22 protein-coding genes are annotated in these 21,649 nt (G+C 73.2%); 11 read left to right on the top strand and 11 right to left on the bottom strand.

Annotated elements, in window-relative coordinates; translation table 11 throughout:
* Window positions 1-5: 5 nt before the first annotated feature.
* The 5 genes from AC5L36_RS11060 to AC5L36_RS11040 form a co-directional block, all read right to left on the bottom strand.
* The gene (locus AC5L36_RS11060; RefSeq protein WP_441214870.1) at window positions 6-551 is read right to left on the bottom strand and encodes a GNAT family N-acetyltransferase; all 546 of its coding nucleotides are present in this window, start codon (window positions 549-551) and stop codon (window positions 6-8) included.
* A 9-nt stretch (window positions 552-560) separates the two neighbouring features.
* A complete protein-coding gene (locus AC5L36_RS11055) occupies window positions 561-1,787 on the bottom strand; it encodes an FAD-dependent oxidoreductase (protein WP_441214869.1) in 1,227 nt (408 codons plus the stop codon).
* A 5-nt stretch (window positions 1,788-1,792) separates the two neighbouring features.
* Window positions 1,793-2,404 carry a PadR family transcriptional regulator gene (locus AC5L36_RS11050; protein ID WP_441214868.1) on the bottom strand — a complete coding sequence of 204 codons (612 nt, stop codon included), beginning with the start codon at window positions 2,402-2,404 and terminating at the stop codon, window positions 1,793-1,795.
* A gap of 73 nt (window positions 2,405-2,477) precedes the next feature.
* Window positions 2,478-3,227 carry a zf-HC2 domain-containing protein gene (locus AC5L36_RS11045; RefSeq protein WP_441214867.1) on the bottom strand — a complete coding sequence of 250 codons (750 nt, stop codon included), beginning with the start codon at window positions 3,225-3,227 and terminating at the stop codon, window positions 2,478-2,480.
* Window positions 3,228-3,252: 25 nt separating this feature from the next.
* Window positions 3,253-4,053, bottom strand: a complete 801-nt coding sequence (locus tag AC5L36_RS11040) for an SAM-dependent methyltransferase (RefSeq protein ID WP_441214866.1) — start codon at window positions 4,051-4,053, stop codon at window positions 3,253-3,255.
* Window positions 4,054-4,107: 54 nt separating this feature from the next.
* On the opposite strand from AC5L36_RS11040, the gene AC5L36_RS11035 reads away from it, so the two are divergent.
* On the top strand, window positions 4,108-4,917 hold the full coding sequence (locus AC5L36_RS11035) for a PPOX class F420-dependent oxidoreductase (protein WP_441214865.1): 810 nt from the start codon (window positions 4,108-4,110) through the stop codon (window positions 4,915-4,917).
* Here the strand turns inward: AC5L36_RS11035 and AC5L36_RS11030 are convergent.
* On the bottom strand, window positions 4,889-5,365 hold the full coding sequence (locus AC5L36_RS11030; RefSeq protein WP_441214864.1) for a DUF1203 domain-containing protein: 477 nt from the start codon (window positions 5,363-5,365) through the stop codon (window positions 4,889-4,891). The two genes, AC5L36_RS11035 and AC5L36_RS11030, sit on opposite strands and share 29 nt — an antisense overlap.
* A gap of 65 nt (window positions 5,366-5,430) precedes the next feature.
* On the opposite strand from AC5L36_RS11030, the gene AC5L36_RS11025 reads away from it, so the two are divergent.
* Complete coding sequence (locus tag AC5L36_RS11025; RefSeq protein ID WP_441214863.1) at window positions 5,431-5,781, top strand: DUF1801 domain-containing protein; 351 nt, start codon at window positions 5,431-5,433, stop codon at window positions 5,779-5,781.
* Here AC5L36_RS11025 and AC5L36_RS11020 read toward each other — a convergent pair.
* The 4 genes from AC5L36_RS11020 to AC5L36_RS11005 form a co-directional block, all read right to left on the bottom strand.
* Window positions 5,705-6,349 (bottom strand): class I SAM-dependent methyltransferase, encoded by a 645-nt coding sequence (locus AC5L36_RS11020; RefSeq protein WP_441214862.1) that lies wholly within the window; start codon window positions 6,347-6,349, stop codon window positions 5,705-5,707. The genes AC5L36_RS11025 and AC5L36_RS11020 overlap by 77 nt on opposite strands.
* A 108-nt stretch (window positions 6,350-6,457) precedes the next feature.
* Window positions 6,458-6,799, bottom strand: coding sequence for an endonuclease domain-containing protein (locus tag AC5L36_RS11015; RefSeq protein ID WP_441214861.1), 342 nt, complete (start codon window positions 6,797-6,799; stop codon window positions 6,458-6,460).
* A 57-nt stretch (window positions 6,800-6,856) separates the two neighbouring features.
* A complete protein-coding gene (locus tag AC5L36_RS11010; RefSeq protein WP_441214860.1) occupies window positions 6,857-7,522 on the bottom strand; it encodes a response regulator in 666 nt (221 codons plus the stop codon).
* Window positions 7,519-8,616, bottom strand: coding sequence for a sensor histidine kinase (locus tag AC5L36_RS11005; RefSeq protein WP_441214859.1), 1,098 nt, complete (start codon window positions 8,614-8,616; stop codon window positions 7,519-7,521). Before AC5L36_RS11005 ends, AC5L36_RS11010 begins: the two co-directional genes overlap by 4 nt.
* Window positions 8,617-8,687: 71 nt before the next feature.
* Between AC5L36_RS11005 and AC5L36_RS11000 the strand changes: the two genes are divergently transcribed.
* The 9 genes from AC5L36_RS11000 (at window position 8,688) to AC5L36_RS10960 (ending at window position 20,994) form a co-directional block, all read left to right on the top strand.
* Window positions 8,688-9,542, top strand: a complete 855-nt coding sequence (locus AC5L36_RS11000; protein ID WP_441214858.1) for an LLM class F420-dependent oxidoreductase — start codon at window positions 8,688-8,690, stop codon at window positions 9,540-9,542.
* Window positions 9,533-10,267 (top strand): MBL fold metallo-hydrolase, encoded by a 735-nt coding sequence (locus AC5L36_RS10995; RefSeq protein WP_441214857.1) that lies wholly within the window; start codon window positions 9,533-9,535, stop codon window positions 10,265-10,267. The genes AC5L36_RS11000 and AC5L36_RS10995 overlap by 10 nt, the downstream gene beginning before the upstream one ends.
* Window positions 10,268-10,331: 64 nt before the next feature.
* Window positions 10,332-11,087 carry an ABC transporter ATP-binding protein gene (locus AC5L36_RS10990; protein ID WP_441214856.1) on the top strand — a complete coding sequence of 252 codons (756 nt, stop codon included), beginning with the start codon at window positions 10,332-10,334 and terminating at the stop codon, window positions 11,085-11,087.
* Window positions 11,087-13,654: an ABC transporter permease gene (locus AC5L36_RS10985; protein ID WP_441214959.1), complete on the top strand. Its 2,568-nt coding sequence runs from the start codon at window positions 11,087-11,089 to the stop codon at window positions 13,652-13,654. The genes AC5L36_RS10990 and AC5L36_RS10985 overlap by 1 nt, the downstream gene beginning before the upstream one ends.
* A 268-nt stretch (window positions 13,655-13,922) precedes the next feature.
* On the top strand, window positions 13,923-14,510 hold the full coding sequence (locus tag AC5L36_RS10980; protein WP_441214855.1) for a response regulator transcription factor: 588 nt from the start codon (window positions 13,923-13,925) through the stop codon (window positions 14,508-14,510).
* Window positions 14,511-14,681: 171 nt separating this feature from the next.
* Entirely contained in the window at window positions 14,682-17,264 is a 2,583-nt protein-coding gene (lanKC, locus tag AC5L36_RS10975) for a class III lanthionine synthetase LanKC (protein WP_441214854.1), read from the top strand.
* Window positions 17,265-17,278: 14 nt separating this feature from the next.
* On the top strand, window positions 17,279-17,440 hold the full coding sequence (locus AC5L36_RS10970; protein ID WP_441214853.1) for a SapB/AmfS family lanthipeptide: 162 nt from the start codon (window positions 17,279-17,281) through the stop codon (window positions 17,438-17,440).
* 76 nt (window positions 17,441-17,516) lie between these two features.
* Window positions 17,517-19,181 carry an ABC transporter ATP-binding protein gene (locus AC5L36_RS10965; protein WP_441214852.1) on the top strand — a complete coding sequence of 555 codons (1,665 nt, stop codon included), beginning with the start codon at window positions 17,517-17,519 and terminating at the stop codon, window positions 19,179-19,181.
* 25 nt (window positions 19,182-19,206) lie between these two features.
* Entirely contained in the window at window positions 19,207-20,994 is a 1,788-nt protein-coding gene (locus AC5L36_RS10960; RefSeq protein WP_441214851.1) for an ATP-binding cassette domain-containing protein, read from the top strand.
* Here AC5L36_RS10960 and AC5L36_RS10955 read toward each other — a convergent pair.
* Entirely contained in the window at window positions 20,881-21,495 is a 615-nt protein-coding gene (locus tag AC5L36_RS10955; protein ID WP_441214850.1) for a response regulator transcription factor, read from the bottom strand. The genes AC5L36_RS10960 and AC5L36_RS10955 overlap by 114 nt on opposite strands.
* Window positions 21,496-21,649: the final 154 nt, after the last annotated feature.

Below are 21,649 nucleotides of genomic sequence, written 5' to 3'. Positions count from 1 at the left end.
GCGGGTCACCCCCGTGGCGGGCCGCCCGCCAGGTCGATCCAGTACCGCCGGATCCGGCCCAGCTCGCTGTCCCGCTCGTCTTCGGCGACGCCGCCGTGGCGCTCGATCACCCGCGCCGACGCGGTGTTGTCGACCGTGCAGCTGATCAACACCCGGTCGATCCCCCGGGCGCGCGCGTGCCCCAGCACCGCGCCGAGCGCCCACGTCGCCAGGCCACGACCCCGCGCCGACGGGCGTACGCCGTAGCCGATGTGGCCGCCGGCGCGCAGCAGGAAGTCGTTGAGGCGGTGCCTCAGCGAGATCGCGCCCAGGTAGGCGTCGCGCTCGACGATCCACCAGTACGTGGCGTGCACCCAGCCCTCGGCGAGCGGCACCGACTCGTCGGACATCCGGCGCAGCCGCTCGGTCCAGGCGGCGAAACCCGCGGCCGTGTCGACGTCGTCGAACTCCTCCAGCCCGCCGCCGGCCTGATGCACGCCGCGCCCCCACTCCTCGCGCGCCGCCAGCCAGGAGTCGCGCAGCCGCGGGGTGGGGGCGATGAGCTCGGGCATCCGACGAGGCTAGCCCCGCGACGGCAGGCCCGCGCCGGCCGGGGCGTCCCATTCGAGCTTGTGGGCGTACGTGTCGCGGATGGTCTTGCTGTTCGCGGTCAGCTTCAGGACCACCGGCAGCATCGCGTCGCGGAAGACCCGCGCCACCGGGCCGGCGGCCTTGCCGCTGTTGACTTTCGCGGCCCACTTGACGATCTGCTCGACCCGCGGGCGGCGGACCGCCTCGAACCTCGCGAACGCGTCGGCCGGGTCGTCCGTGTCACGCAACGACTTCGCCAGTACCACGGCGTCCTCAACGGAGAGTGAGGCGCCCTGGCCGGAGCTTGGCGACGGTGCGTGCGCGGCGTCCCCGATCACCACCATGCGGCGGCTGTGCCAGCGGGGCAGGTGCGGGATCGCGTGGACCGGCGTCATCGCGGCGAACTCCTCGGCCGGGGTGGCGCGGATCAGCGGCAGCGCCGGGCCGGCGTCGGCGGCGAAGAGCTCCAGCAGGCGGGCCCGCCACTCCTCGGTGCCGACCCGCTCCACCTCGCCGCGGGCGGGCTCGGGCCGGCGGGGCACGTTGGCGAACCACCAGACCTCGCCGTCGGGGGACATGGCGTACCCGAAGAAGGCCTTGCGCCCGAAGATCATCTCGTAGTCGCCCGGCGCGCTGTCGACGGTGACACCGCGGGCGTAGCCGCCGTTGGAGATGAGACCGACGTAGGTGGGCTCGGGCGCGGCCGGGTCGATGACGCGCCGCACCGTGGAGTGCACCCCGTCGCAGCCGACAAGCACGTCCGCGGTGGCCTCGGTGCCGTCGGCGAACCTGGCCCGCACCCCGTCCGGGGTCTCCTCGGCCGCGACGAGACGCTTGCCACGGATCACGGTGATGCCGCGGGCCACGGCCTGCTGGTGCAGCGCGGCGTAGAGGTCGGCGCGCTTCATCGTGCGGCTCGTGGTGCCGGTCGCCTCGCGCGTGGTCATCACGCTCTCGCCGAGCCGCTTGCCGGTGCCGCTGCGCAGCACCATCGCGGGCGTGGCGAAGCCGGTGGACAGGATCGGGTCGGCCGCGTCGAGCACGCGCAGCGCGTCGATGCCGTTCGAGCCGAGGGTCAGGAAGACGCCGGCGCCGTCCGCGCCGCCGGGGTGTGCCTCGTGGACGGTCGCCTCGATGCCGGCCTTGCGCAGGGCGATGGCCGCCGCCGGGCCGGCGATGCCGCCGCCGATGACGAGGGCCGTACGTACGCGCGTCATTGTTCCTACCTTTCGTCTTCCGGTGCCGGCTCGCCGTGGAACTCGGCCCACTGGCGGCCCCATCCGGCCCGCGGATCGATGGTCTGTGCGATGAAGCGCTCGACGAACGCGGACTCGGCCGCCAGCAGCGCCAGCCGAAACTCCTCCTCGACGAGGAACAGCGCCGGCACGCCGGTGGCGAGCGTGCGCTCGACGAGCGCGTGGATCTCGTCGCGCTCGGTGGCGAGCCGGTCGAGCCGCCGCCGCAGCAGGGGCAGCACCTCGCTCGGCGGCAGCGCCGCGATCAGCGAGAGCGCGGCGACGAACTGCGGGTACTCGTGCTGGGGGTGCTCGACCAGGTCGCGCATCCAGTCGCGCAGCTCGGCCCGTCCGGCGTCGGTGATGGCGTAGACGGTGCGCTCGGGGCGCTGGCCCTCGCGCGAGGTCTCGTGCTCGGCGATGAAGCCGGCCTTGTCGAGCTGCCCCACCACCATGTACAGCGAGCCGTGGTTGAACTTGATGCTGCGGGCGTCGCCGTGCTCGCGCAGCGTGCGACTGAGCTCGTAGGGGTGCATGGGGCGCTGGATCAGGTAGGACAGCACCGCCAGTGCCAGCAGGTTGGAGACTTTGCGCGCCATGACTCCTCCTTCAGTCAGTACCAACTATCCGGTACCGACTAGTCAGAGTCAACTATTTAGCGCGGCTGGTTCGTCACGCCGCCCGGCGGGCCTGTGCGGGGCGGTCGCGGACCAGGCGCAGCGCCGGGCGGGCCGGCGGCTGGTCCACCTCGTCGAAGCTGACCCGCCACGCCCGGCGGGGCGTGCGCTGGCCGCCGGCCGGGCCGCCGCGTGCCGGCTGGAGGCGCGACAGCAGGACCACCAGCACGTACCCGACCAGGATGAACGCGTGGCTCAACACCCGTCCGAGATCCACCCGGCCGGCGATGATGTCACTCGCGGTGAGCAGGCTGAGCGCGGCCACGAAGGCGGTCAGCGTGGGGATCAGCCCCGAGCCCGGGCCCCGCATGAGCGCGATCCAGGCGAAGCCGGCGCCGACCGCGACGTTCCAGGCGGCCGACTCGTGCCACAGGTGGTCCGGCCCCACACCGAACGTGTGCAGGTGGCGCCCTGCCGCGAAGCCGCCGATCTGCGCGGCGCCGAGCAGGAACTGCACCACGCCCAGCGCGCCGAGCGCCACCCGTACCGCGCGGACCAGGCGGGCCCGCCCGCGGCCGGGAGCGGCGGCGAGCACCTCGTCGCTCACCGTGACCTCGTGCGTGACCACGCTGGTGCGGGCCATCCGGGTTACCTGGGCGGCGGCGTCGAACCACTGCCGGCACGCCGCACAGCCGGCCACGTGCGCGTCGGTCGCCGCACGCTCGGCCGGATCGTCCTCCCCGTCGAGGCGCGCGGACAGCGCCTCGCGAAACTCTTCGCACCCCACGTATGGATAGTCGGTCATGGGGCCCCGGGGGTTCCCACGGGGGCTAGTGGAATCCGACGGCCGCGTACCCGGGGTAGTCCTCCGGCCGGGCGGGCAGCTCGTCGTCGTCCGGCCGCCACTGCGACATGTACACCAGGCCCGGCTCGACCAGCTCGTATCCCGCGAGGAGGCGGCTCACCTCGGCGTGCGAGCGCATCGTCATCGGAGTAGGCGTGCGGGCGTACAGCGCGCGGTGCTCGTCGGCCTTGTCGCCCTGCCCCTCCGCCGTGGCGTGGCAGATGGCGATCGCGCTGCCGGGCGCGGTGGCGTCGCGGTACTCGGCGATCACGCCGGCCGGGTCGTCGGTGTCGGGCACGAAGTGCAGCACCGCCACCATCAGCACCGCGACCGGCTGGGTGAGGTCGAGCCCGCCCTCGCGCACGGCCAGGTCGAGCACGTGGGCGGGGGAGCGCAGGTCGGCCTGGACGGGCGTGACCCGCGGGTCGCCGTCGAGGATCGCGCGGCTGTGCGCGACCGCGACCGGGTCGATGTCGACGTACACCACGCGGGACGCCGGATCCTCGGCCCGCGCCACCTCGTGCACGTTGCCCACGGTCGGTATGCCGGAGCCAAGGTCGAGAAACTGCCGCACGCCCGAGTGGGCCAGGAAGCGCACCGCCCGCCGCAGGAACGCCCTATTGGCCCGCATGATCAACGGCAGCTCGGGCCAACCGGCGAGCGCCTGCGCGGCCATCTGGCGGTCGATGGCGAAGTTGTGCGCGCCGCCGAGGTAGAAGTCGTACACCCGGGCCGCGTTGGGCCGGTCGAGGTCGACACCGTAGGGAGCCCAGTCCGGCCTAGTCACGGGCACCACATTAGCGGCCTGTCACGATTCGCCCGGCCCGCCCGTCCACCCCACATGGTTGCGAAGAAGAACGTTTACGTCGTTTTGGTCACGCTCCTCGGCGCGCTGCTCACCGGCGCGGCGGCGGTGTGGTGCCTCGCCGCGCCGGGCTCGTTCGCCGACTTCGTGGACTTCCCGCGGCACGAGCACTTCGTGCACGACCTGGGCGCCTTCCAGCTCGGCCTCGCGGTGTCGCTGCTGCTCGCGCTCGTCTGGGCGGACGGGCTGGCCACCGCGCTCGGCGGCTTCTTCGTCGCGAACGCGGTGCACGCCGTCAACCACGCCGGTGACCTCGACCTCGGCGGCCGCGGGTCGGATCCGTGGCTGATCGGCGCGATGGCGCTCTTCGCCGGCGCCGCGGCGCTCGTGCGGCTGCGGCAGCTCGGCTGGGTCGTCGGCGAGGTGTCGGTGGCGGCGAGCCCGGCGCTGGCCCCGTTCACGCGGCAGAAGACGGTGCTGCTGACCACGTACCGCAAGGACGGCCGCCCGGGCGGCAGCCCGGTGAGCGTCGCCGTCGACGGCGAACGGGCGTTCGTGCGGAGCTTCGAGAAGTCGCTCAAGACCCGGCGGCTGCGCCGCGACCCCCGCGCGGTGATCGCGCCGTCGACCGGTCGCGGCCGCGTGACCGGTGCGGTGGTACCGGCCCGGATGCGCCTGCTGCACGGTGCGGAGGACCGGTACGCGGCGCGGCTGCTGCGCGCCAAGCACCCGCTCCTGCACGGCGTCGTCGTGCCGCTGACGCACCGGCTGGGGCGGTCTCGCTTCGGCCGCACCGTCCACTTCGAACTCGTGCCGGCTACGAGTCCCGCACCGGCGTCACGGTGAACATGTAGCAGCCGTAGGCGACGTTGCGGCTGTGCACCCGTACGACGCCCGGCTCGGCGAGCACGCGTGCGATCGCGGCCTCCGGGTCGCTGCCGTCGTGCACCCGGGTTGCCGGGTGGATCCAGCCCCGCTCGTCGTACGCGCGGAGCACCTGCTTGCGCCCCCGCCACCCTGCGGGATACGTGGCGGCCGCCGGGTCCGGGCCGGGACACGGCTCGGCGTGGGCGAAGACGGCACCCACCTCGCGGTACGGGCTGGGCGGCAGCGGCGGCTCGTAGCCGAACAGCATCAGCTCCTCGCCGCCGGTCGCGTCGCGCAGGCAGCAGCGGAGCGGCTCGCCACCGCCGGCGACCATCCGCTCGACGGCGTTGCCCGAAGCGTCGCGCCCGGTCGCCCGGACGGCGTCGAGGACGGCGGCCGGCAGGGCCTGGATCTTGTATGTCGTCATGCCTACACGCTCGCGCATCCGGGCGTCCGAGGCTGGCGGGAATCGGACGTGGCATAGTCGCTGGCGTGGACGATGAGCTGGAGGGCTGGCTCGCCGGCGTCGACCCGGCGACGGCGGACCTGGCGCGGCGGACCTGCGCGCTGGTCACCGACGTGCTCCCGGACCCGGTCGTGACCGTCGACACCGACCTGGTCGGGTTCGGCACGGCGCCCGGCTACAAGGGGCTGTACTTCACCGTCGCGGCGTACCGCGCGCACGTGACGCTCGGCATCGCCCGCGGCGCCGCGCTGCCCGACCCGGCCGGCCTCATGGAGGGCAAGGGCAAGGTGCACCGCCACGTCAAGCTCCGCTCGACCGCGGACCTCCAGCGTCCAGAGCTGCGCGCCCTGATGGAATCCGCGGTCCACGCGGGCTGACGCGCGGCTCGCCGGCCCGGTGCACGTACGCGGGCGGCAGGTTGGCCCACACCATCCGGCTCCGCTCCACGGTGGAGAAGCGGGCGGCGAGCTCGGCCGCGAACCGCCTGGCCGGCGGCGTCCAGCCCGCGTGCGCGTACGCGAACGTGCTGAACCGCCCGCGCGGCTGGAGTACGGCCGTCACCGCGTCGAGGACGCGCCGTTGGAGCGCCGCGGGCATGACCGTCCACGGCAGACCCGAGACGACCGCGTCGACCGGCTCCGGCACGATGCCGGCGAGCTCGGCCGCCGAGCCGCTGACGACCGTCACGCGCGCGTCGTGCCGGTAGCGCTCCGCGAGCCGCGCGGCCAGCACCGGGTTGAGCTCGACGGCCACGAGCCGCGTGCCGGCGGCGAGCCGCGGCAGGATCGCCTCGGTGATCGCACCCGTGCCGGGTCCCAGCTCCACCACGGTGGCGGCCCGCTCCAGGTCGAGCCCGTCCGTCATCGCGGCCGCGAGCCGCGCCGAGCTGGCCGCCACCGCCCCGGTAACCCAAGGCCGCCGCAAAAACTCCCTCGTGATCGACATAGCAGCGACAGTCGCAGTCGATCTTGTAGCCGCGCGTCACCCTGGTCGGCCGTCGCGCTCGTCCTCCAGATCTAGAACGCTTTGTGCGCTATATCAGCCCTAAACGTTCTAGATCGCGAGGCCTAACGCGCTGCGGAGTAGCGCGACGACGTAGGTGGGGTGGTGGCGGACCTGCCAGGCGGAGAAGCGGAGGACGCGGTCGCCGCGTAGCCAGACTTCGTTCTGGCGGCGCATGTCGGCCTCCCACTGCCCGGCGTCCATGTGGTGCGCGCCGTCTACCTCGACGTGGACTCGTTGCTCGCGCCAGTAAGCGTCCAGATAGCGGTTGCGGCCGGCGCGGTCGCGCCGGCGCTCCTGGAGGTCCGGCGCGGGTAGCCGACTCCTCCGGCAGAGGGTGACGAAGACGAGGAGCCAGTCGAGGGCGTTCGCCGCGCGTCCGGGCATCGGCATCGGGCGAGTGTCCCCGCCGTGGAAACGGGGGGCAAGATGTTGCCACCGGAGCGTGGTTTAGCCGCCGGGGCGTACCAGACCGGTTTCGTAGGCCAGGACCACCGCGTGGACGCGGTCGCGGATCTGGAGCTTGGCGAGGATGCGGGCGACGTGGGTCTTGACCGTCGTCTCCCCCAGGAAGAGCTTTCCGGCGATCTCGGCGTTGGACAGGCCGCGGGCGACCAGGCCCAGCACCTCGCGTTCGCGGTCGGTGAGCGAGGCCAGGCGGGGGTCGGCGTCGGCCGGGGCGACGCCGGTGACGTAGCGGTCGAGGAGGCGGCGGGTGACCGAGGGCGCGACCATCGCGTCGCCGCGCAGGACGCCGCGCATCGCCACCAGCATCTCGGCGGCGGGGGAGTCCTTGACCAGGAAGCCGCTCGCACCGGCGCGCAGCGCGGCGTAGGCGTACTCGTCGAGGTCGAACGTCGTGATCACGAGCACGCGGGTGGCGGGGAGCGCGGCGCAGATCCGCTCCGTGGCGGCGACGCCGTCCAGGCGCGGCATGCGCACGTCCATGAGTACCAGGTCGGGTTTGAGCTCCAGCGCCAGCGCGACGGCGGCCGCGCCGTCCGCGGCCTCGCCGACCACCGTGAGGTCGGGCTGGCTGTCCACGATCATGCGCAGGCCGACCCGCATCAGCTCCTGGTCGTCGCAGATCAGCACCCCGGCGGCGTCGGCGCTCACGCGGCGTCCACCTGGAGCGTCGCGGCGACGCGGAAGCCGCCGTCGCGGGTGGGGCCGGCGTCGAACGTGCCGTCGAAGAGGGCGACCCGCTCGCGCATCCCGGTCAGCCCGTGTCCGGATGAGGGCAGGGCCGGCACCTTGACCGGGGTGCCGCCGGAGTTGGTGACCTCGATGCGTACCCGCCGGTCCCGGCCCGCCACCCCGAAGTCGACGCTGACGTGGGTGGCCGCGCCGGCCGGGGCGTGCTTGACCACGTTGGTGAGGGCCTCCTGCACGATGCGGTACGCCTGGAGGGCCGCGCTCGCCGGCAGGCCCTCGGCGTCGCCGGTCACGGCCAGGTCGGCGCCGACCCGTTCGGCCAGCTCGCGCAGGTCGGCCGCGGTCGGCTGCGGCTCGCGGGACGAGGACTCCACCAGCCGGCGCAGCTCGGCGAGCGCGGCCCGGCCGGTGGCGCTGATCGTCTGGAGCGTGCGGTCGACCACCGCCGGATCCGAGTGGCGCATCAGGGCGGCGCCCTCGGCGTTGACCACCATCACGCTCACGCTGTGCGCGAGCACGTCGTGCAGCTCGCGGGCGATGCGGTTGCGCTCCTCGGCGGCGGCGCGGGCCTCCTTCTCCGCGTCGTACGCCCGGCGGGCCCGCATGAACTCGCCGACCGCCCACGCGAGCGCGACCATCAGCAGGTAGCCGGCCGAGGCCGCCACCCAATCCGTCGACTCGAACCAGGTCAGCGTGCACGCGAGGTAGAACCCGACGGTCAGCGCGGCCAGCACGGCCGCCGGGCGGCGCCGGCCCTGGACCACCAGCGTGTACACCATGATGTCGAGTGCCAGCACCGCGACCGGCAGCTGGTGGGCCCACGGCTCCACCGCGTAGACCGCGGCCGCCGACGCCAGCACGACCGCCGCCGCGGGCAGCGGGTGGCGGCGGCGCCACAGCAGCGGCAGCAACAGGCCGCCGAGCACCAGCGCCTGCACCCACAGCGGCCGCCACCCGTGGCCGGTCTGTAGCGACCAGCTGAAGAGCATGAACGCGACGAGCGCCGCGTCGCCCACCCACGGATGGCCACGCAGCCACAGGTTGAGCCGGTGCACGATCCCACGGTACGGGCAGGCGCCCGTCGTCGCGGATCATCCTCGAGGATGACGCGGGTAGGTTTGGGCCCGTGCGTATCGGCATCCAGATTCCCAGCTTCACGTACCCCGGCGGTCAGGAGCGGATCGCCCCCACCTTCGCCCGCATCGCCCGCGACGCCGACCAGGCGGGTCTGGCCAGCCTCTGGGTGATGGACCACTTCTTCCAGATCCGGGGCGTCGGCGCGGCCGAGGAGCCGATGCTGGAGGGCTACTCGGCGCTGTCCTACGCGGCCGCGATCACCGAGCGGATCACGCTCGGCACCATGGTCACCGGCGTCGTGTACCGCCACCCCGGCATCCTGGTCAAGACGGTCACCACGCTCGACGTGCTCTCCGGCGGGCGGGCCTGGTTCGGCGTCGGCGCCGCCTGGAACGCGGAGGAGTCGGCCGGCCTGGGCGTCCCGTTCCCGCCGGTGTCCGAGCGCTTCGAGCAGCTGGAGGAGACGCTGCGGATCGCCAAGCGGATGTGGTCCGGCGACGAGAGCCCGTTCGCGGGCAAGCACTACACGCTCGACCGCCCACTCAACTCGCCACCGGCGGTGAGCCGTCCGCACCCGCGGATCCTCGTCGGCGGCGGCGGGGAGAAGAAGACGCTGCGCCTGGTCGCGAGGTACGCGGACGCCACCAACCTCTTCGACACCCCGGAGCTGCCGCACAAGCTCGACGTGCTGCGCGAGCACTGCGCGCGGGAGGGCCGCCCGTACGGCGACATCGAGAAGACCGCCCTCGCGGTGCTGACCGCGCGGTCGACCGCCGGCGAGCTGGAAGAGGTCGTGGGGCGGCTCGGCGAGCACGGTGTCGACCAGGTCATCTTCTCCTGCCGGCAGCCGCACCAGCCGCACACGGTACCCCTGCTGGCGGAGCTCGCGGCCAAGTGCGCCTGACCGTCCTCGGTGGCTGCGGCGCGTGGCCGGACGCCGGCCAGGCGTGCAGCGGCTTCCTGGTGGAGCACGACGGGTTCCGGCTGCTCGTCGAGGCGGGGTACGCCACGCTGCCCCGCCTCCTCGCGCACGTGCCCGCCGGCGGCGTCGACGCGGTGTACGTGAGCCACGGCCACCCCGACCACTGCGCCGACCTCAACCCGCTGCTGCGCGCGCGGGCGCTCGCGGACGACCCGCCGCCACCCCTCGCCGTGTACGCCCCGCCCGGCGCGCTGGACGCCGTGCTCGCGCTCGACCGGCCGGGGATGCTCGACGCCGCGTACGATCCGCGCCCGTTCGCGCCGGGCGACGCGTTCCACATCGGACCGTTCAGTGTGGAGACCCGGCTGCTGCCGCACTGGCTGCCGAACGCGGGTCTTCGGCTGGCGGCGGGCAGGCGCACGCTCGTGTACACAGGGGACACCGGCCCGAGCCAAGCGGTGGTGGAGCTGGCCCGCGGCGCCGACGTGCTGATCGCAGACGCGACCTATGTGGACGAGGTGCCGGAAGACTCGCGGGCCTACCTCGGCAGCGCCCGCCTCGCCGGCGGATGGGCGGAGGCGGCGGGCGTGGGGCGGCTGGTGCTCACCCACCTGTGGCCGGGCACCGACCCGGCGTCCGCCGTCGCCGCGGCGGCCGCGGAGTTCGGGGGTCGGGTAGGAGTGGCGGAGCCGGGAGACCTTCCTTAGGGTGAGGCCGCGACCCTCCTCAGGTAGGACGGATCGGCGGTCGTCTGCCCTTACGGTGTGTGGCATGACGACAACGACCACGGAAATCGCCGCCCGAGCGGTCGACGCGTGGAAGGTATACGGCAGCGGCGAGGCGCAGGTGATCGCGCTTCGCGGCGTGAGCGTCGAGCTCGAAAAGGGCCGCTTCACCGCGATCATGGGTCCGTCCGGCTCGGGCAAGTCGACGCTCATGCACTGCCTCGCCGGGCTCGACGCGCTCAGCCGGGGGCAGGCCTTCATCGGTGACACGCAGATCACCGGGCTCGGCGACAGCGGCCTGACGAAGCTGCGCCGCGACCGGGTGGGCTTCATCTTCCAGCAGTTCAACCTGCTGCCGACGCTCACCGCCGAGGAAAACATCCTGCTGCCGCTCTCCATCGCCGGCCGCAAGCCCGACCCCGACTGGTACAAGACGGTGATCACCACCGTCAACCTCGGCGACCGGCTCGGCCACCGGCCCAGCCAGCTCTCCGGCGGCCAGCAGCAGCGGGTGGCGTGCGCGCGGGCGCTGGTGTCGCGGCCGGACGTGGTCTTCGCCGACGAGCCGACCGGAAACCTCGACTCCCGCTCCGGCGCCGAGGTGCTCGGCTTCCTGCGCAACTCGGTGCGCGACTTCGGGCAGACCATCGTGATGGTCACCCACGACCCCAACGCCGCCTCGTACGCGGACCGGGTCATCTTCCTCGCCGACGGCCACATCGTCGACGAGATGGCCGAGCCCACCGCCGAGGGCGTGCTCGACAAGCTCAAGCACCTCGACGTGACGACGGGCGGCGCGTGATGTTGCGGGCCAGCCTCAAGAGCCTCTTCTCGCGCAAGCTGCGGCTCACGCTCGCGATCGTGGCGATCGTGCTGGGCGTGTCGTTCCTGTCCGGCGCGTTCGTGCTCACCGACTCGCTGGGCGCCCGCTTCGAGCGGCTCTTCACGAACATCAACCAGCACGTCGACGTCCAGGTGGCGCTCACCGAAGACGGCCAGGACCAGGACCCGCTGCCCAAGATCACTCAGGCGCAGATCGACGCGATGGCCGCGCTGCCCGGCGCGCGGGCGGTCTACGGCGACGTGAGCGCGCTCGGCGTGATCCCGTTCGACCGGCAGGATGGCAAGCCGGTCACCACGTCCGGCGCGCCGCAGATCGGCGGCTCGCGCAACAGCGACGACGAGCTCGCCCTTGTCGAGCTCGCCGACGGCCGCTGGCCGTCGTCGGACACCGAGGTCGCGATCACGCGGTACACGGCGGAGCAGACCCACTCGAAGACCGGCGACCGCCTCAAGGTCTACCTGCCCGAGGTGAACGAGGCGCGCGAGTTCACCATCACCGGCATCGCGGTCTACGACGGCGACCGCGAGTCGCTGGCCGGCGAGACGCTCGTTCTCTTCGAGCAGTCCTTCGCCCAGCGCACGTTCTACGGGCAGGAGGGGCTCTTCTCCTCGGCTCTGCTCTCCGCGCGCGACGGCGTGACCCAGGAGCAGCTGCGCGAGCAGGTGGCGCCGATCGTGCCGACCGGGTTCGAGGCGAAGACCGGCGAGCAGGCCAACGAGGACGCGGCCAACGACGTGCAGGCGGGGCTCTCGCAGCTCACCACGTACTTCTTCGGTCCGTTCGCGATCGTGGCGCTGCTGGTCGGCATCTTCCTGATCTTCAACACGTTCAACATCCTGGTCGCCCAGCGCGCCTCGGAGCTGGCCCTGTTCCGCGCGATGGGGGCGAGTTGGGGACAGGTGACCGGCTCGGTGCTGATCGAGGCGGTGCTCGTGGGCGTGGTCGGCTCCACGCTCGGCCTGCTCGCCGGCATCGGGCTCGGCCTCGCCGGCAGCGCCGCGCTGACCGCGCTCATCGGCGCCCAGCTGCCCGGGGCCGGCATCACGGTGAGCGCCACGCCGGTGATCCTCGCGTACCTCGTGGGCGTCACGGTCACGGTCGTCTCCGCGTTCGTCCCGGCGATCCGCGCCTCGGCGGTGCCGCCGCTCGCGGCGATGCGCGAGGTGTCCCGCCCGGACAAGCCGCTGAAGGTGCTCACCATCGTCGGCCTCGTGTTCGCGGTGCCGGGCGTCGCGCTGCTGGTGCTCGGCCTGGTCGGCTCGTCGCTCACCCCGCTGCTGTTCGGCTCGCTGCTCACGTTCCTCGGCGTGGTGATCATGTCGCCGCTGCTGACCAAGCCGATCGCGGGGCTGATCGGCCGGGCGGTCGGCTGGGGCATGAGCGGCCGCCTCGGCGTGCGCAACGCGCTGCGCAACCCGCGCCGCACCGCGGTCACCGCCGCCGCCCTGATGATCGGGGTGACGCTGGTGAGCGCGGCGACCGTGCTGGGCGAGTCGTTCACCAAGACGATCGACCAGACCATCAACGCCTCCGTCGGCGCCGAGGTCATCATCCAGACCAGCAACACCGCCGGCCCGCCCGGCGAGGTCGGCTTCCCGGAGAAGGCCCTGGACAACGTGCGGGCCGTGCCCGGCGTCGACCAGGCCCAGCCCTTCTACGTGTCGATCGAGTCGAAGGTGGACGGCGGCAGCGCGCCGTTCGGCGGCGTGCTGGCGATGGACGACCTCGCCGTGGGCCGGGACATGTTCTCGATGAAGGCGGTCGAGGGCGAGCTGCGCACGCTCCAGCCGGGCGAGTTCGTCACCGACGAAAACACGTTCAAGTCGCGTGGCTGGGAGGTCGGCCAGAGCGTCCCGGTCCAGTTCGACAAGGGCGGCGAGCAGCCGTACCGCCTGATCGGCGTCTACGAGTCCACGCCGATCTGGACCGACTCGATGATCGTGCCCAAGGCGGCCGTGGCCAGCTTCGGCGGCCCGCTGGCCTACCAGGGCTACGTCAGCCTCGACCAGGGCGCGAACACCGACGCGGTGGTCGCCGACATCGAGCGCGTCATGGCCGACTATCCACTGGTGACGGTGGGCGACCGGTCCAGCCTGCTGGAGGAGTTCAACAGCTTCGTCGACATCGCGCTCGGCATCATCTACGTGCTGCTGGGCGTGGCCATCCTCATCGCGCTGCTCGGCATCCTCAACACGTTGCTGCTGAGCATCTTCGAGCGGACCCGCGAGCTGGGCCTGCTCCGCGCGGTCGGGCTCAACCGGCGCGGCGTGATGCGCATGGTGGCTACGGAGTCGGTGGTGATGGCGGTGTTCGGCTGCCTGCTCGGGATCATCGTCGGGGTGGGGCTCGGTGCCGCGCTGTCGTCGGCCCTGATCGAGCGCGACTTCCTCACCGTGGTCGCGATCCCGTGGGTCAGCCTGATCGTCTTCGTGGTGGTCGCCGTGGTCGCGGGCGTCCTTGCCGCGCTGTGGCCGGCCTGGCGCGCCGCCCGGCTGAACGTCCTGCAAGCGATCGCCTACGAGTAGGCGCGTTCGGCGAGAGGGGCCCCGGGGTGCGGTCACCCGGGGCCCTCCGCCGTTTACTGATTGGCAGCTCAGTTTCGAGCGGTAATCGCCGGGCCGGCATGATAGCCGGACGGCCATCCTCCCGTGGGTCACGATCTCGAAGTGAGTGGGTGAATAGGGGTTTCATTCAGCGTGAAACGCGCCTCGAGAACTACGGGGTAACGGGGAGAAAAGTCGCGGTAAGGGCACTCGTCAAGCGGCCGTCATGATCGTGTGCTAAAGAGTAACCGTGATCCGGACATTGCTGATCCTCGATGGAGCGCTCGTTCGGGGAGCGCTCGCGTTCGTCCTGTCAGCGCAGGACGACATCCACGTGGTGGGTGAGGGGGACGGCGGCGACGACGCCGCGGCCCTCATCCGGTCGCTCCGGCCCGACGTGGTCGTGACCGACCTCGGCGTGATGGCGGGTGAGCGCCGCACCCCCTGTCTTCCGTGCCCGGCGCTCGTCCTCGCCTCGCACAAGCAGGCGCGGCGGCTCGCGTTGGCCGTACGCCATCAGGCGCAGCCGTGCGGGTTTCTGGGCGACCAGGTCGCACCGCAGCGGGTCGTCGACGGGGTGCGGCGGCTGGCCCGCGGTGAGGCGGTCGCCGACGCTCGGTTGGCGGCCGCGGCGCTCAACCGGAAGAACCCGCTGACCGACCGCGAGGCCGAGATCCTGGAGATCGCGGCGACCGGTTCGCCGGCCAAGGACATCGCGGCCCGGCTGCATCTCTCGCCCGGCACCGTGCGCAACTACCTGTCCCGAGTGGTGGCGAAGGTGGGCGCGCGCACGCGCATCGAAGCCGTGCGTATCGCGCAGGAATCAGGTTGGATCTGATCGACAAAGGCCTATAGCCGCGATAGGTATTGCCACTATCGACATGTGAAATACGCATACGTAGGTGCCGCCTTCCTCATTTGGCAGACGTGACGGTGGGCACTAGGAGAGGCCCACCTCAGTCGTCAGGATGAGCATCACCAATACGAAGGAACGAAGGCGAGTGGCCGGATGGACTATCGATACGAAGCGTTCTGCGCGGCGAGTCCGTTGTTCTACGACGTCCACCACGCCGCCAAGAAGGCACCGTTTCGCACCGCCGACCGCCCCCTCGCCGACGGCTGGACCCGCAAAGAGTCGGGTGACTGGTGGACGTTCCTGTGTGACCAGAGCGACCTCCCGGACCAGGGCTGGAAGATCCACGTATCCGCCACCCTGAGCAACGCGGACAAGATCCTCGACACCGTCTGGGACTACTGCATGCCGCGCGGCATCAACTTCAAGTTCCTCCTCTCGCCGAGCGCGCTCGTCGGCCGCGTCACCAAGTACGCGCCCCGCGGCTACAGCGGCAAGCTCGTCACGATCTACCCCGCCGACGACGACGCCTGCCACACCATCCTGCGCGAGCTGGGCGAGCTGCTCGACGGCGAGCCCAACCCGTACATCCTCAGCGACCTGCGCTGGGGCGCCGGCCCGCTGCATGTGCGGTACGGCGCGTTCAGCCGCCGCTACTGCGTCGCACCGGACGGCTCGGTCGTGCCGGCGATCGCCGACGCGACCGGCACCCTGGTGCCGGACCGCCGCGACCCGGTGTTCTACGTGCCGGAGTGGGTGACGCTGCCCGACTTCCTCGCGCCGCACCTCGCCGCCCGCAACGCGGTCAGCGTCGCCGACCTGCCGTACGAGATCGAGCGCGTGCTGCACTTCTCCAACGGCGGCGGCGTCTACGCCGGCACGGAGAAGGCGACCGGCCGGCCCGTCGTGCTCAAGGAGGGCCGGCCGCACGCCGGCATCGACGGTCGCGGCGAGGACGCGGCACACCGCGTCGAGTGGGAGTACGACGTGCTGCGCCGCCTCGCCGGCGTCCCCGGTGTCCCCGAGGTGCTCGACCTCTTCTGGGTCGGCGAGCACCGCTTCCTGGCGATGGAGTACGTCGACGCGGTGTCGCTGAGCCGGGCCGTCGTGCGGCGCTTCCCGCTCACCAAAATCAACGCCGGCGAGGCGGAGACGGCGGAGTACGCCGAGTGGGCACTCGGCATCTTCGCGCAGGTGTCCGAGACGATCCGCGGCATCAACGAGCGGGGCGTCGTCTACGGCGACATGCACATGCACAACGTGATGGTCACCGAGGACGACAGGGTGTACCTCCTCGACTTCGAGGTGGCCGCGCCGGTCGAGCAGGCGACCTGGCCGGCGCTCGGCAACCAGGGCTTCAGCGCGCCGCGCGGCACGAAGGGACTGGACGTCGACCGGTACGGCCTGGCCTGCCTGCGCTTCGCGCTCTTCCTCCCGCTGAGCAACATGGTGTGGATCCACCGGCCGAAGGTGCGCCACCACGTGGAGGTCGTCGCCGAGCACTATCCGGTGCCGCGGGAGTTCCTGGAGGAGGGCGCCGAGGTGATCGCGCCCGGCGCGCCGGCGCCGCCACCCTGGCACGTCGAATGGCCGCGGCTGCGCGACGACCTCACCCGGGCGATCCTCGCCAGCGCCACGCCCGACCGCGACGACCGCCTGTTCCCGGGCGACGTCCGGCAGTTCTCGGCCGGCGGCGGGATCAACATGGCGTACGGCGCCGCCGGTGTCCTGTACGCGCTGTCGGTCACCGGTGCCGGCCGCCACGAGGAGCTAGAGCAGTGGCTGCTCGCCAAGGCCGGCAGCCCGGAAAGCGGCACCACGCCCGGCCTCTACGACGGGCTGCACGGCGTCGCGTTCGTCCTGGACCACCTCGGCCACCGCCAGGCGGCGCTCGAGGCGATCGACATGTGCCTGCGCGAAGACTGGCAGTCGCTCGGGTTGGACTTGCAGGGCGGCCTGGCGGGCATCGGGCTCAACCTGCTGCACTTCGCCGACCACACCGGCGAGCCGGCGCTGCGGGTCGCCGCGCACCGGGCCGCCGAGCTCGTCGCCGAGCGGCTGGGCCCGGTCGACTCCGTGCCGGAGATCAGCGGCGGAAAGCACCCGCACGCGGGGCTGATGCAGGGTTCTTCGGGTCCGGCGTTGCTGCTGCTGCGCGCCTACGACGACACCGGCGACCCCGCGTACCTCGACCACGCCGCCGTGGCCCTGCGGCAGGATCTTCGCCGCTGCATGACCCGCGACACCGGCGAGCTGCACGTCAACGAAGACTGGCGCACGATGCCGTACCTCGACGTGGGCAGCGTGGGCGTCGGGCTGGTGCTCGACGAGTACCTGGCCCGGCGGGACGACGAGGAGTTCGCCGCGGCGGCCCGGGGCGCCGAACTGGCCGCCGAGTCCAAGCTGTACGTCTTCCCCGGCCTCTTCAACGGCCGCGCCGGCACGCTGCTCTACCTGGCGAGCCGCAGCCCCGATCCGGCCACCGACCCGCGCGTGGCCACGCAGGTGCGCAACATGGGCTGGCACGCCGTGCCGTACGGCGACGGCTTCGCCTTCCCAGGCACCACGCTCATGCGCCTTTCGATGGACCTCGCCACCGGCACCGCCGGCGTGCTGCTGGCGCTCGGCGCCGCGCTGCACGGCGAACCGGTGCACGCGCCGCTGCTGCACCCCAGCGCGCGGCGCACCGCCCCACAGTCTCCCGCACCGACCGGTGCGGGACAGGTAACACCCAGTTAGAGGGAGGAACCACCATGGCACTGCTCGACCTTCAGGCGATGGAGACCAAGGCTTTCGAGACCGGCGGCGACGGCGGCGGCCACGGCAGCAGCGCGAGCGCCAGCTGCCCGCCCAGCAACGTCAGCCTCACCCTGTGCCACGAGAGCAACCTGAGCCTGCTGCTTTGCCACAACTGATCCAGCAGCTCCGCTGAAGCCACGGTCCCGGACGAATGTCGGTCGCCCGGGGCCGTGGCGCTGGAAGGGAGTCTATGTGACGGCGACGCTCGCCACGGTCGGCCGGAAAGGTGGGGCGTGGCTCCCGGTCATGGCGCTCGCCGCGGTGGCCGGCGCCGCGGTCACCCTGACTCTGCCGGCGGTGCTGGGCCGGGCGATCGACGCCATCGTCGCGGGCGGAGCGGACGCCTCGAGCGGGCGGTGGGTGCTCGTCGCGTGCGGGCTCGTGCTGCTGAGCATGGCCATCGAGATCGCCGGCGCGTACGCGGGCACCGCCAGCGCCGCGGGCGCCACCGCGTGGCTGCGCGGCTGGTTGATCCGGCACACCCTCGCGGTCGGGCCGCGCGTCGGGCGGGTCTTCGACAACGGCGACCTCGTCAGCCGGGTCTCCGGAAACGCCGCCGAGGCCGGGCAGGCTGGCGTCGCCCTCGTCTCGGCCGCGACCGCTTTGCTTCCGCCGGCCGGCGCGCTGGTGTTGCTGGCCCTCATCGACCCCTGGCTGGCCGTGGTCCTGCTCGCGGGGCTCGCGCTCGTCGCCCTCGTGCTGCGGGCGTTCACGCAGCAGACGACGCGGGCCGTCGCGGCGTACCAGCGGACCCAGGGCCGCATCTCCGCCCGCCTCACCGAGTCCCTCGTCGGCGCGCGCACCATCGCCGCCGCCGGCACGGTCGACCGTGAGGAGCGGCGGATCCTCGAACCCCTCGACGAGCTGCACCGGCACGGCGCGGACACCTGGCGGGTGCTGGCCCGCGCCAGCGCGCAGGCGGCGGTCGTCGGGCCGCTCATCCTGATCGCCGTGCTCGCCGCCGGCGGCCTCGCGCTCTCCGACGGGCGGATCAGCGCCGGGGAGCTCTTCGCCGCCAGCCGGTACGCGACCATCGGCGCCGGGCTCAGCACCCTCACCGGTGTGCTCGGCCGGCTGGCCCGCTCCCGGGCCGGCGTCCGGCGGGCGGCCGAGATCCTCGACACCCCCGCCGTCCAGCATGGACAGTCCACTGTGCCGGACGGGCCGGGCACCGTGGAGTTCCAAGGGGTCACGGCCCGGGGCGACGACGGCGCCGCGCTGCTCCACGGAGTCGACCTGATGGTGCCCGGCGGCGCGACCGTCGCGGTGGTCGGCCGTTCCGGGGCGGGCAAGTCGGTGCTCGCCGCGCTCGCCGCCCGCCTGCGCGACCCCGACTCCGGCCGCGTGCTCCTCGACGGCGTGCCGCTGGCCGAGCTCAGCCGCCCCGCGCTGCGCGCGGCGGTCGGCTGCGCCTTCGAACGGCCGGTCCTGGTGGGCGGCACGGTCGCCGACGCCGTCGGGCTCGGGCTTCCCCGCGACCGGGTACGCGCGGCGGCGCACGCCACGCACGCGCACGAGTTCGTCAGCCGGCTCCCCGAGGGATACGACACGCCGCTCGACGAGGCGCCCATGTCCGGTGGCGAGGCGCAGCGGCTCGGCCTCGCCCGCGCCTGGCACGCCGACCGGCTGCTCGTACTCGACGACGCCACGTCCAGTGTGGACACCGCGACCGAGGTGCGGATCGCGGCCGCGTTGACCGGGTCGGGCGCCGGCCGTACCAGATTGGTCGTCACCCACCGCGCCGCCACCGCGGGCCGCGCCGACCTTGTCGTGTGGCTGGCCGAGGGTCGGGTGCGGGCGGTGGGTCGCCACGCCGACCTGTGGGCCGACCCGGAGTACCGCGAGGTGTTCCAGTGAGCCACGGCGCGGAGCGGAGGGCGCGATGAAGCGGGAGCTGAGGTACGCGGTCGCGGGTCTGCGACGGCGGCCCTCGCTGGCGCTCGTCGCGTGGTCGGTGCCCGAGGCGCTCCCGTCGGCGGTGCTCGGCCTCGCCGTCGCGCGCGCGGTCGACGACGGCTTCCTCGCCGGCCGCCCCATGGTCGGGATGGCCTGGCTGGGCGTCCTCCTGGTCTCCGGCCTGGCCGGCGCGGTCGGCGCGCGGCAGGTCTTCCGCGCCCTCAGCGACCTCGTCGAGCCGGTCCGCGACGACCTCGTCCGCCGCGTGGTCAAGGGCGCGCTGCGGGCCGGGGCGGCCGGGCGGGCGGACGACGGCGCGGTGGCGCGGCTGACCCGGCAGGTGGAGACCGTCCGCGACACGTACGCCGGGCTGATCGTGGTCTGCCGCGGCTTCCTCGTCACGGTCGTCGGCGCCGTCGCCGGCCTGCTCTCGATCGCGCCGCTGATCGCGCTGCTGATCCTGCCCCCGTTCCTGCTGGGGTGCCTCGCGTTCGTGGCGACGCTCGGGCTCGCCGCCGACCGCTACCGCACCGCCGTCCGCGCCGACGAGCGCCTGGCCACCACCACCGGCTCGGTGCTCGCCGCCACCCGCGACATCGCCGCGCGGGGCGCCGAGGACCACGCGGCCGCGATGGTCAGCGGCCCGATCGCCGACCAGGCGGCCGCCGAGCGCGGCCTCGCGTGGGTGTCGGTGCTCCGCACGCTCTGTTTCGTGTTCGGCGGCTGGGTCCCGCTGATCGTCGTCCTCGCCGCCGGACCGTGGCTGGTCGGCAACGGCGTGACCGCCGGCGCCGTCCTGGGTGGGCTGACCTACGTCCTCTTCGGACTCCAGCCGGCCCTGGGCCGCCTCTTCAACGGGCTCGGCGGCAGCGGCCTGCGCTTCGTGGTGACGCTCAGCCGCGTCCTGGACGCCGCCGACCAGCCACCGCCGCCGCACCGGGCGGCCACCCCGCGCGGGTACGCGGTGGCGCTGCGCGGCGTCACGTTCGCCTACGGGCCGCACGCCGAGCCGGTGCTCCGCGCCCTCGACCTCGACCTGCCCGAGGGCGACCACCTCGCGGTCGTCGGCCCGAGCGGCATCGGCAAGTCCACGCTGGCCGGCCTGGTGTGCGGCCTGCTCCGGCCCGGCGCCGGCACGGTGCTCGTGGGCGGGTGCGCGGCGGTCGACCTGCCGGAGCCGGCGCGCGTGCTGATCCCGCAGGAGGCGTACGCGTTCGCCGGCACCGTCCGGGACAACCTCACCTACCTGCGCCCTTCGGCGTCCACCGCCGACGTCGAGGCGGCCGCGGCGGCGGTCGGCGCGGCCGGGCTGGTCGCCCGCCTCGGCGGACTCGACGCCGACCTGCGCCCGGCCGAGCTGTCGGCGGGGGAGCGGCAGCAGCTCGCGCTGGCCCGCGCTTATCTCTCGCCGGCACCGATCGCGGTGCTCGACGAGGCGACCTGCCACCTCGACCCGGCGGCCGAGCGGGTGGCGGAGGAGGCGTTCGCGGCCCGGGAGGGGACGCTCATCGTGATCGCCCACCGCATCAGCTCCGCGTTTCGGGCGCGGCGGGTGCTCGTGCTCGACGGCACCGGCGCCGCGCTCGGCGACCACGAGGCACTGCTGGCCACGTCGCCGCTCTACCGCGAGCTGGTCGGCCACTGGTCCGCGGCCGACCCGTCAGATCCAGCCGGAGTCCTGGGCGATGCGGATCGCCTCGATGCGGGTGCGGGCGCCGGTCTTGGCGAGGATGCGGGACAGGTAGTTACGCACCGTCCCGGCGCTCAGGTATAGCCGTTGCGCGATCTCCTTGGCCGGGGCGCCGTCAAGTGCCATGCGGAGCACCTCGCACTCGCGGTCGGTCAGCGGGTTTTCGTCGGCGGTGAGCGCGGCGACGGCCACCTCGGCGTCGAGCACCGGCTCGCCGCGGGCCAGCTGGCGCACGCTCTCGACCAGGTCGTACGGCGAGGTCTCGGTGCCCAGGAAGCCGACCCGGGGCGCCAGGCGGGCCAGCGAGCGGCCGACGCCCGCGCCGGACTGGCGGTCGAGCAGGATCAGCACCCCGCACGCGGGCAGCGCGGCGCACAGCGTCGGGCACAGGTCGGCCACGGCGACCGGACCGGGCAGCGCCACGTCGAGCACCGCCACGTGCGGCCGGTCGCGGCGGGCGGTCGGCAATACCTCGTCGGCGCGGGACAGCTCGGCCACGACCTCGAGGTCGTCGGCCGAGGCCATGACCGCCGACAGCGCCTCGCGGACCAACCGGCCCCGCTGGCCCAGGAGGACCCGAATCACTCAGCCACCTCGCTCGCCGCGGCGCCGAGGCGCCACCCACCGCACGGATGCGGCAACGTCGCCGCACGTCGCTCACCGCGCCCCGTACGTACAGATGGCAATCGATCCGTAACACAGCGGTGAATTGCGCGTCATCTTAACGGCCGTCAATGAT

The organism is Phytohabitans sp. LZ39 (assembly GCF_059359075.1).
The sequence above is the reverse complement of the archived record's forward strand: the minus strand, read 5'-3'. Positions and strand labels throughout refer to the sequence as shown.

Bases quoted from the DNA above. Each gene is read 5' to 3' on its own strand.
- AC5L36_RS11060 (WP_441214870.1), bottom strand. From the start codon at position 551: ATGCCCGAGCTCATCGCCCCCACCCCGCGGCTGCGCGACTCCTGGCTG.
- AC5L36_RS11055 (WP_441214869.1), bottom strand. From the start codon at position 1,787: ATGACGCGCGTACGTACGGCCCTCGTCATCGGCGGCGGCATCGCCGGC.
- AC5L36_RS11050 (WP_441214868.1), bottom strand. From the start codon at position 2,404: ATGGCGCGCAAAGTCTCCAACCTGCTGGCACTGGCGGTGCTGTCCTAC.
- AC5L36_RS11045 (WP_441214867.1), bottom strand. From the start codon at position 3,227: ATGACCGACTATCCATACGTGGGGTGCGAAGAGTTTCGCGAGGCGCTG.
- AC5L36_RS11035 (WP_441214865.1), top strand. From the start codon at position 4,108: ATGGTTGCGAAGAAGAACGTTTACGTCGTTTTGGTCACGCTCCTCGGC.
- AC5L36_RS11030 (WP_441214864.1), bottom strand. From the start codon at position 5,365: ATGACGACATACAAGATCCAGGCCCTGCCGGCCGCCGTCCTCGACGCC.
- AC5L36_RS11020 (WP_441214862.1), bottom strand. From the start codon at position 6,349: ATGTCGATCACGAGGGAGTTTTTGCGGCGGCCTTGGGTTACCGGGGCG.
- AC5L36_RS11015 (WP_441214861.1), bottom strand. From the start codon at position 6,799: ATGCCGATGCCCGGACGCGCGGCGAACGCCCTCGACTGGCTCCTCGTC.
- AC5L36_RS10990 (WP_441214856.1), top strand. From the start codon at position 10,332: ATGACGACAACGACCACGGAAATCGCCGCCCGAGCGGTCGACGCGTGG.
- AC5L36_RS10985 (WP_441214959.1), top strand. From the start codon at position 11,087: ATGTTGCGGGCCAGCCTCAAGAGCCTCTTCTCGCGCAAGCTGCGGCTC.
- lanKC (WP_441214854.1), top strand. From the start codon at position 14,682: ATGGACTATCGATACGAAGCGTTCTGCGCGGCGAGTCCGTTGTTCTAC.
- AC5L36_RS10970 (WP_441214853.1), top strand. From the start codon at position 17,279: ATGGCACTGCTCGACCTTCAGGCGATGGAGACCAAGGCTTTCGAGACC.
- AC5L36_RS10960 (WP_441214851.1), top strand. From the start codon at position 19,207: ATGAAGCGGGAGCTGAGGTACGCGGTCGCGGGTCTGCGACGGCGGCCC.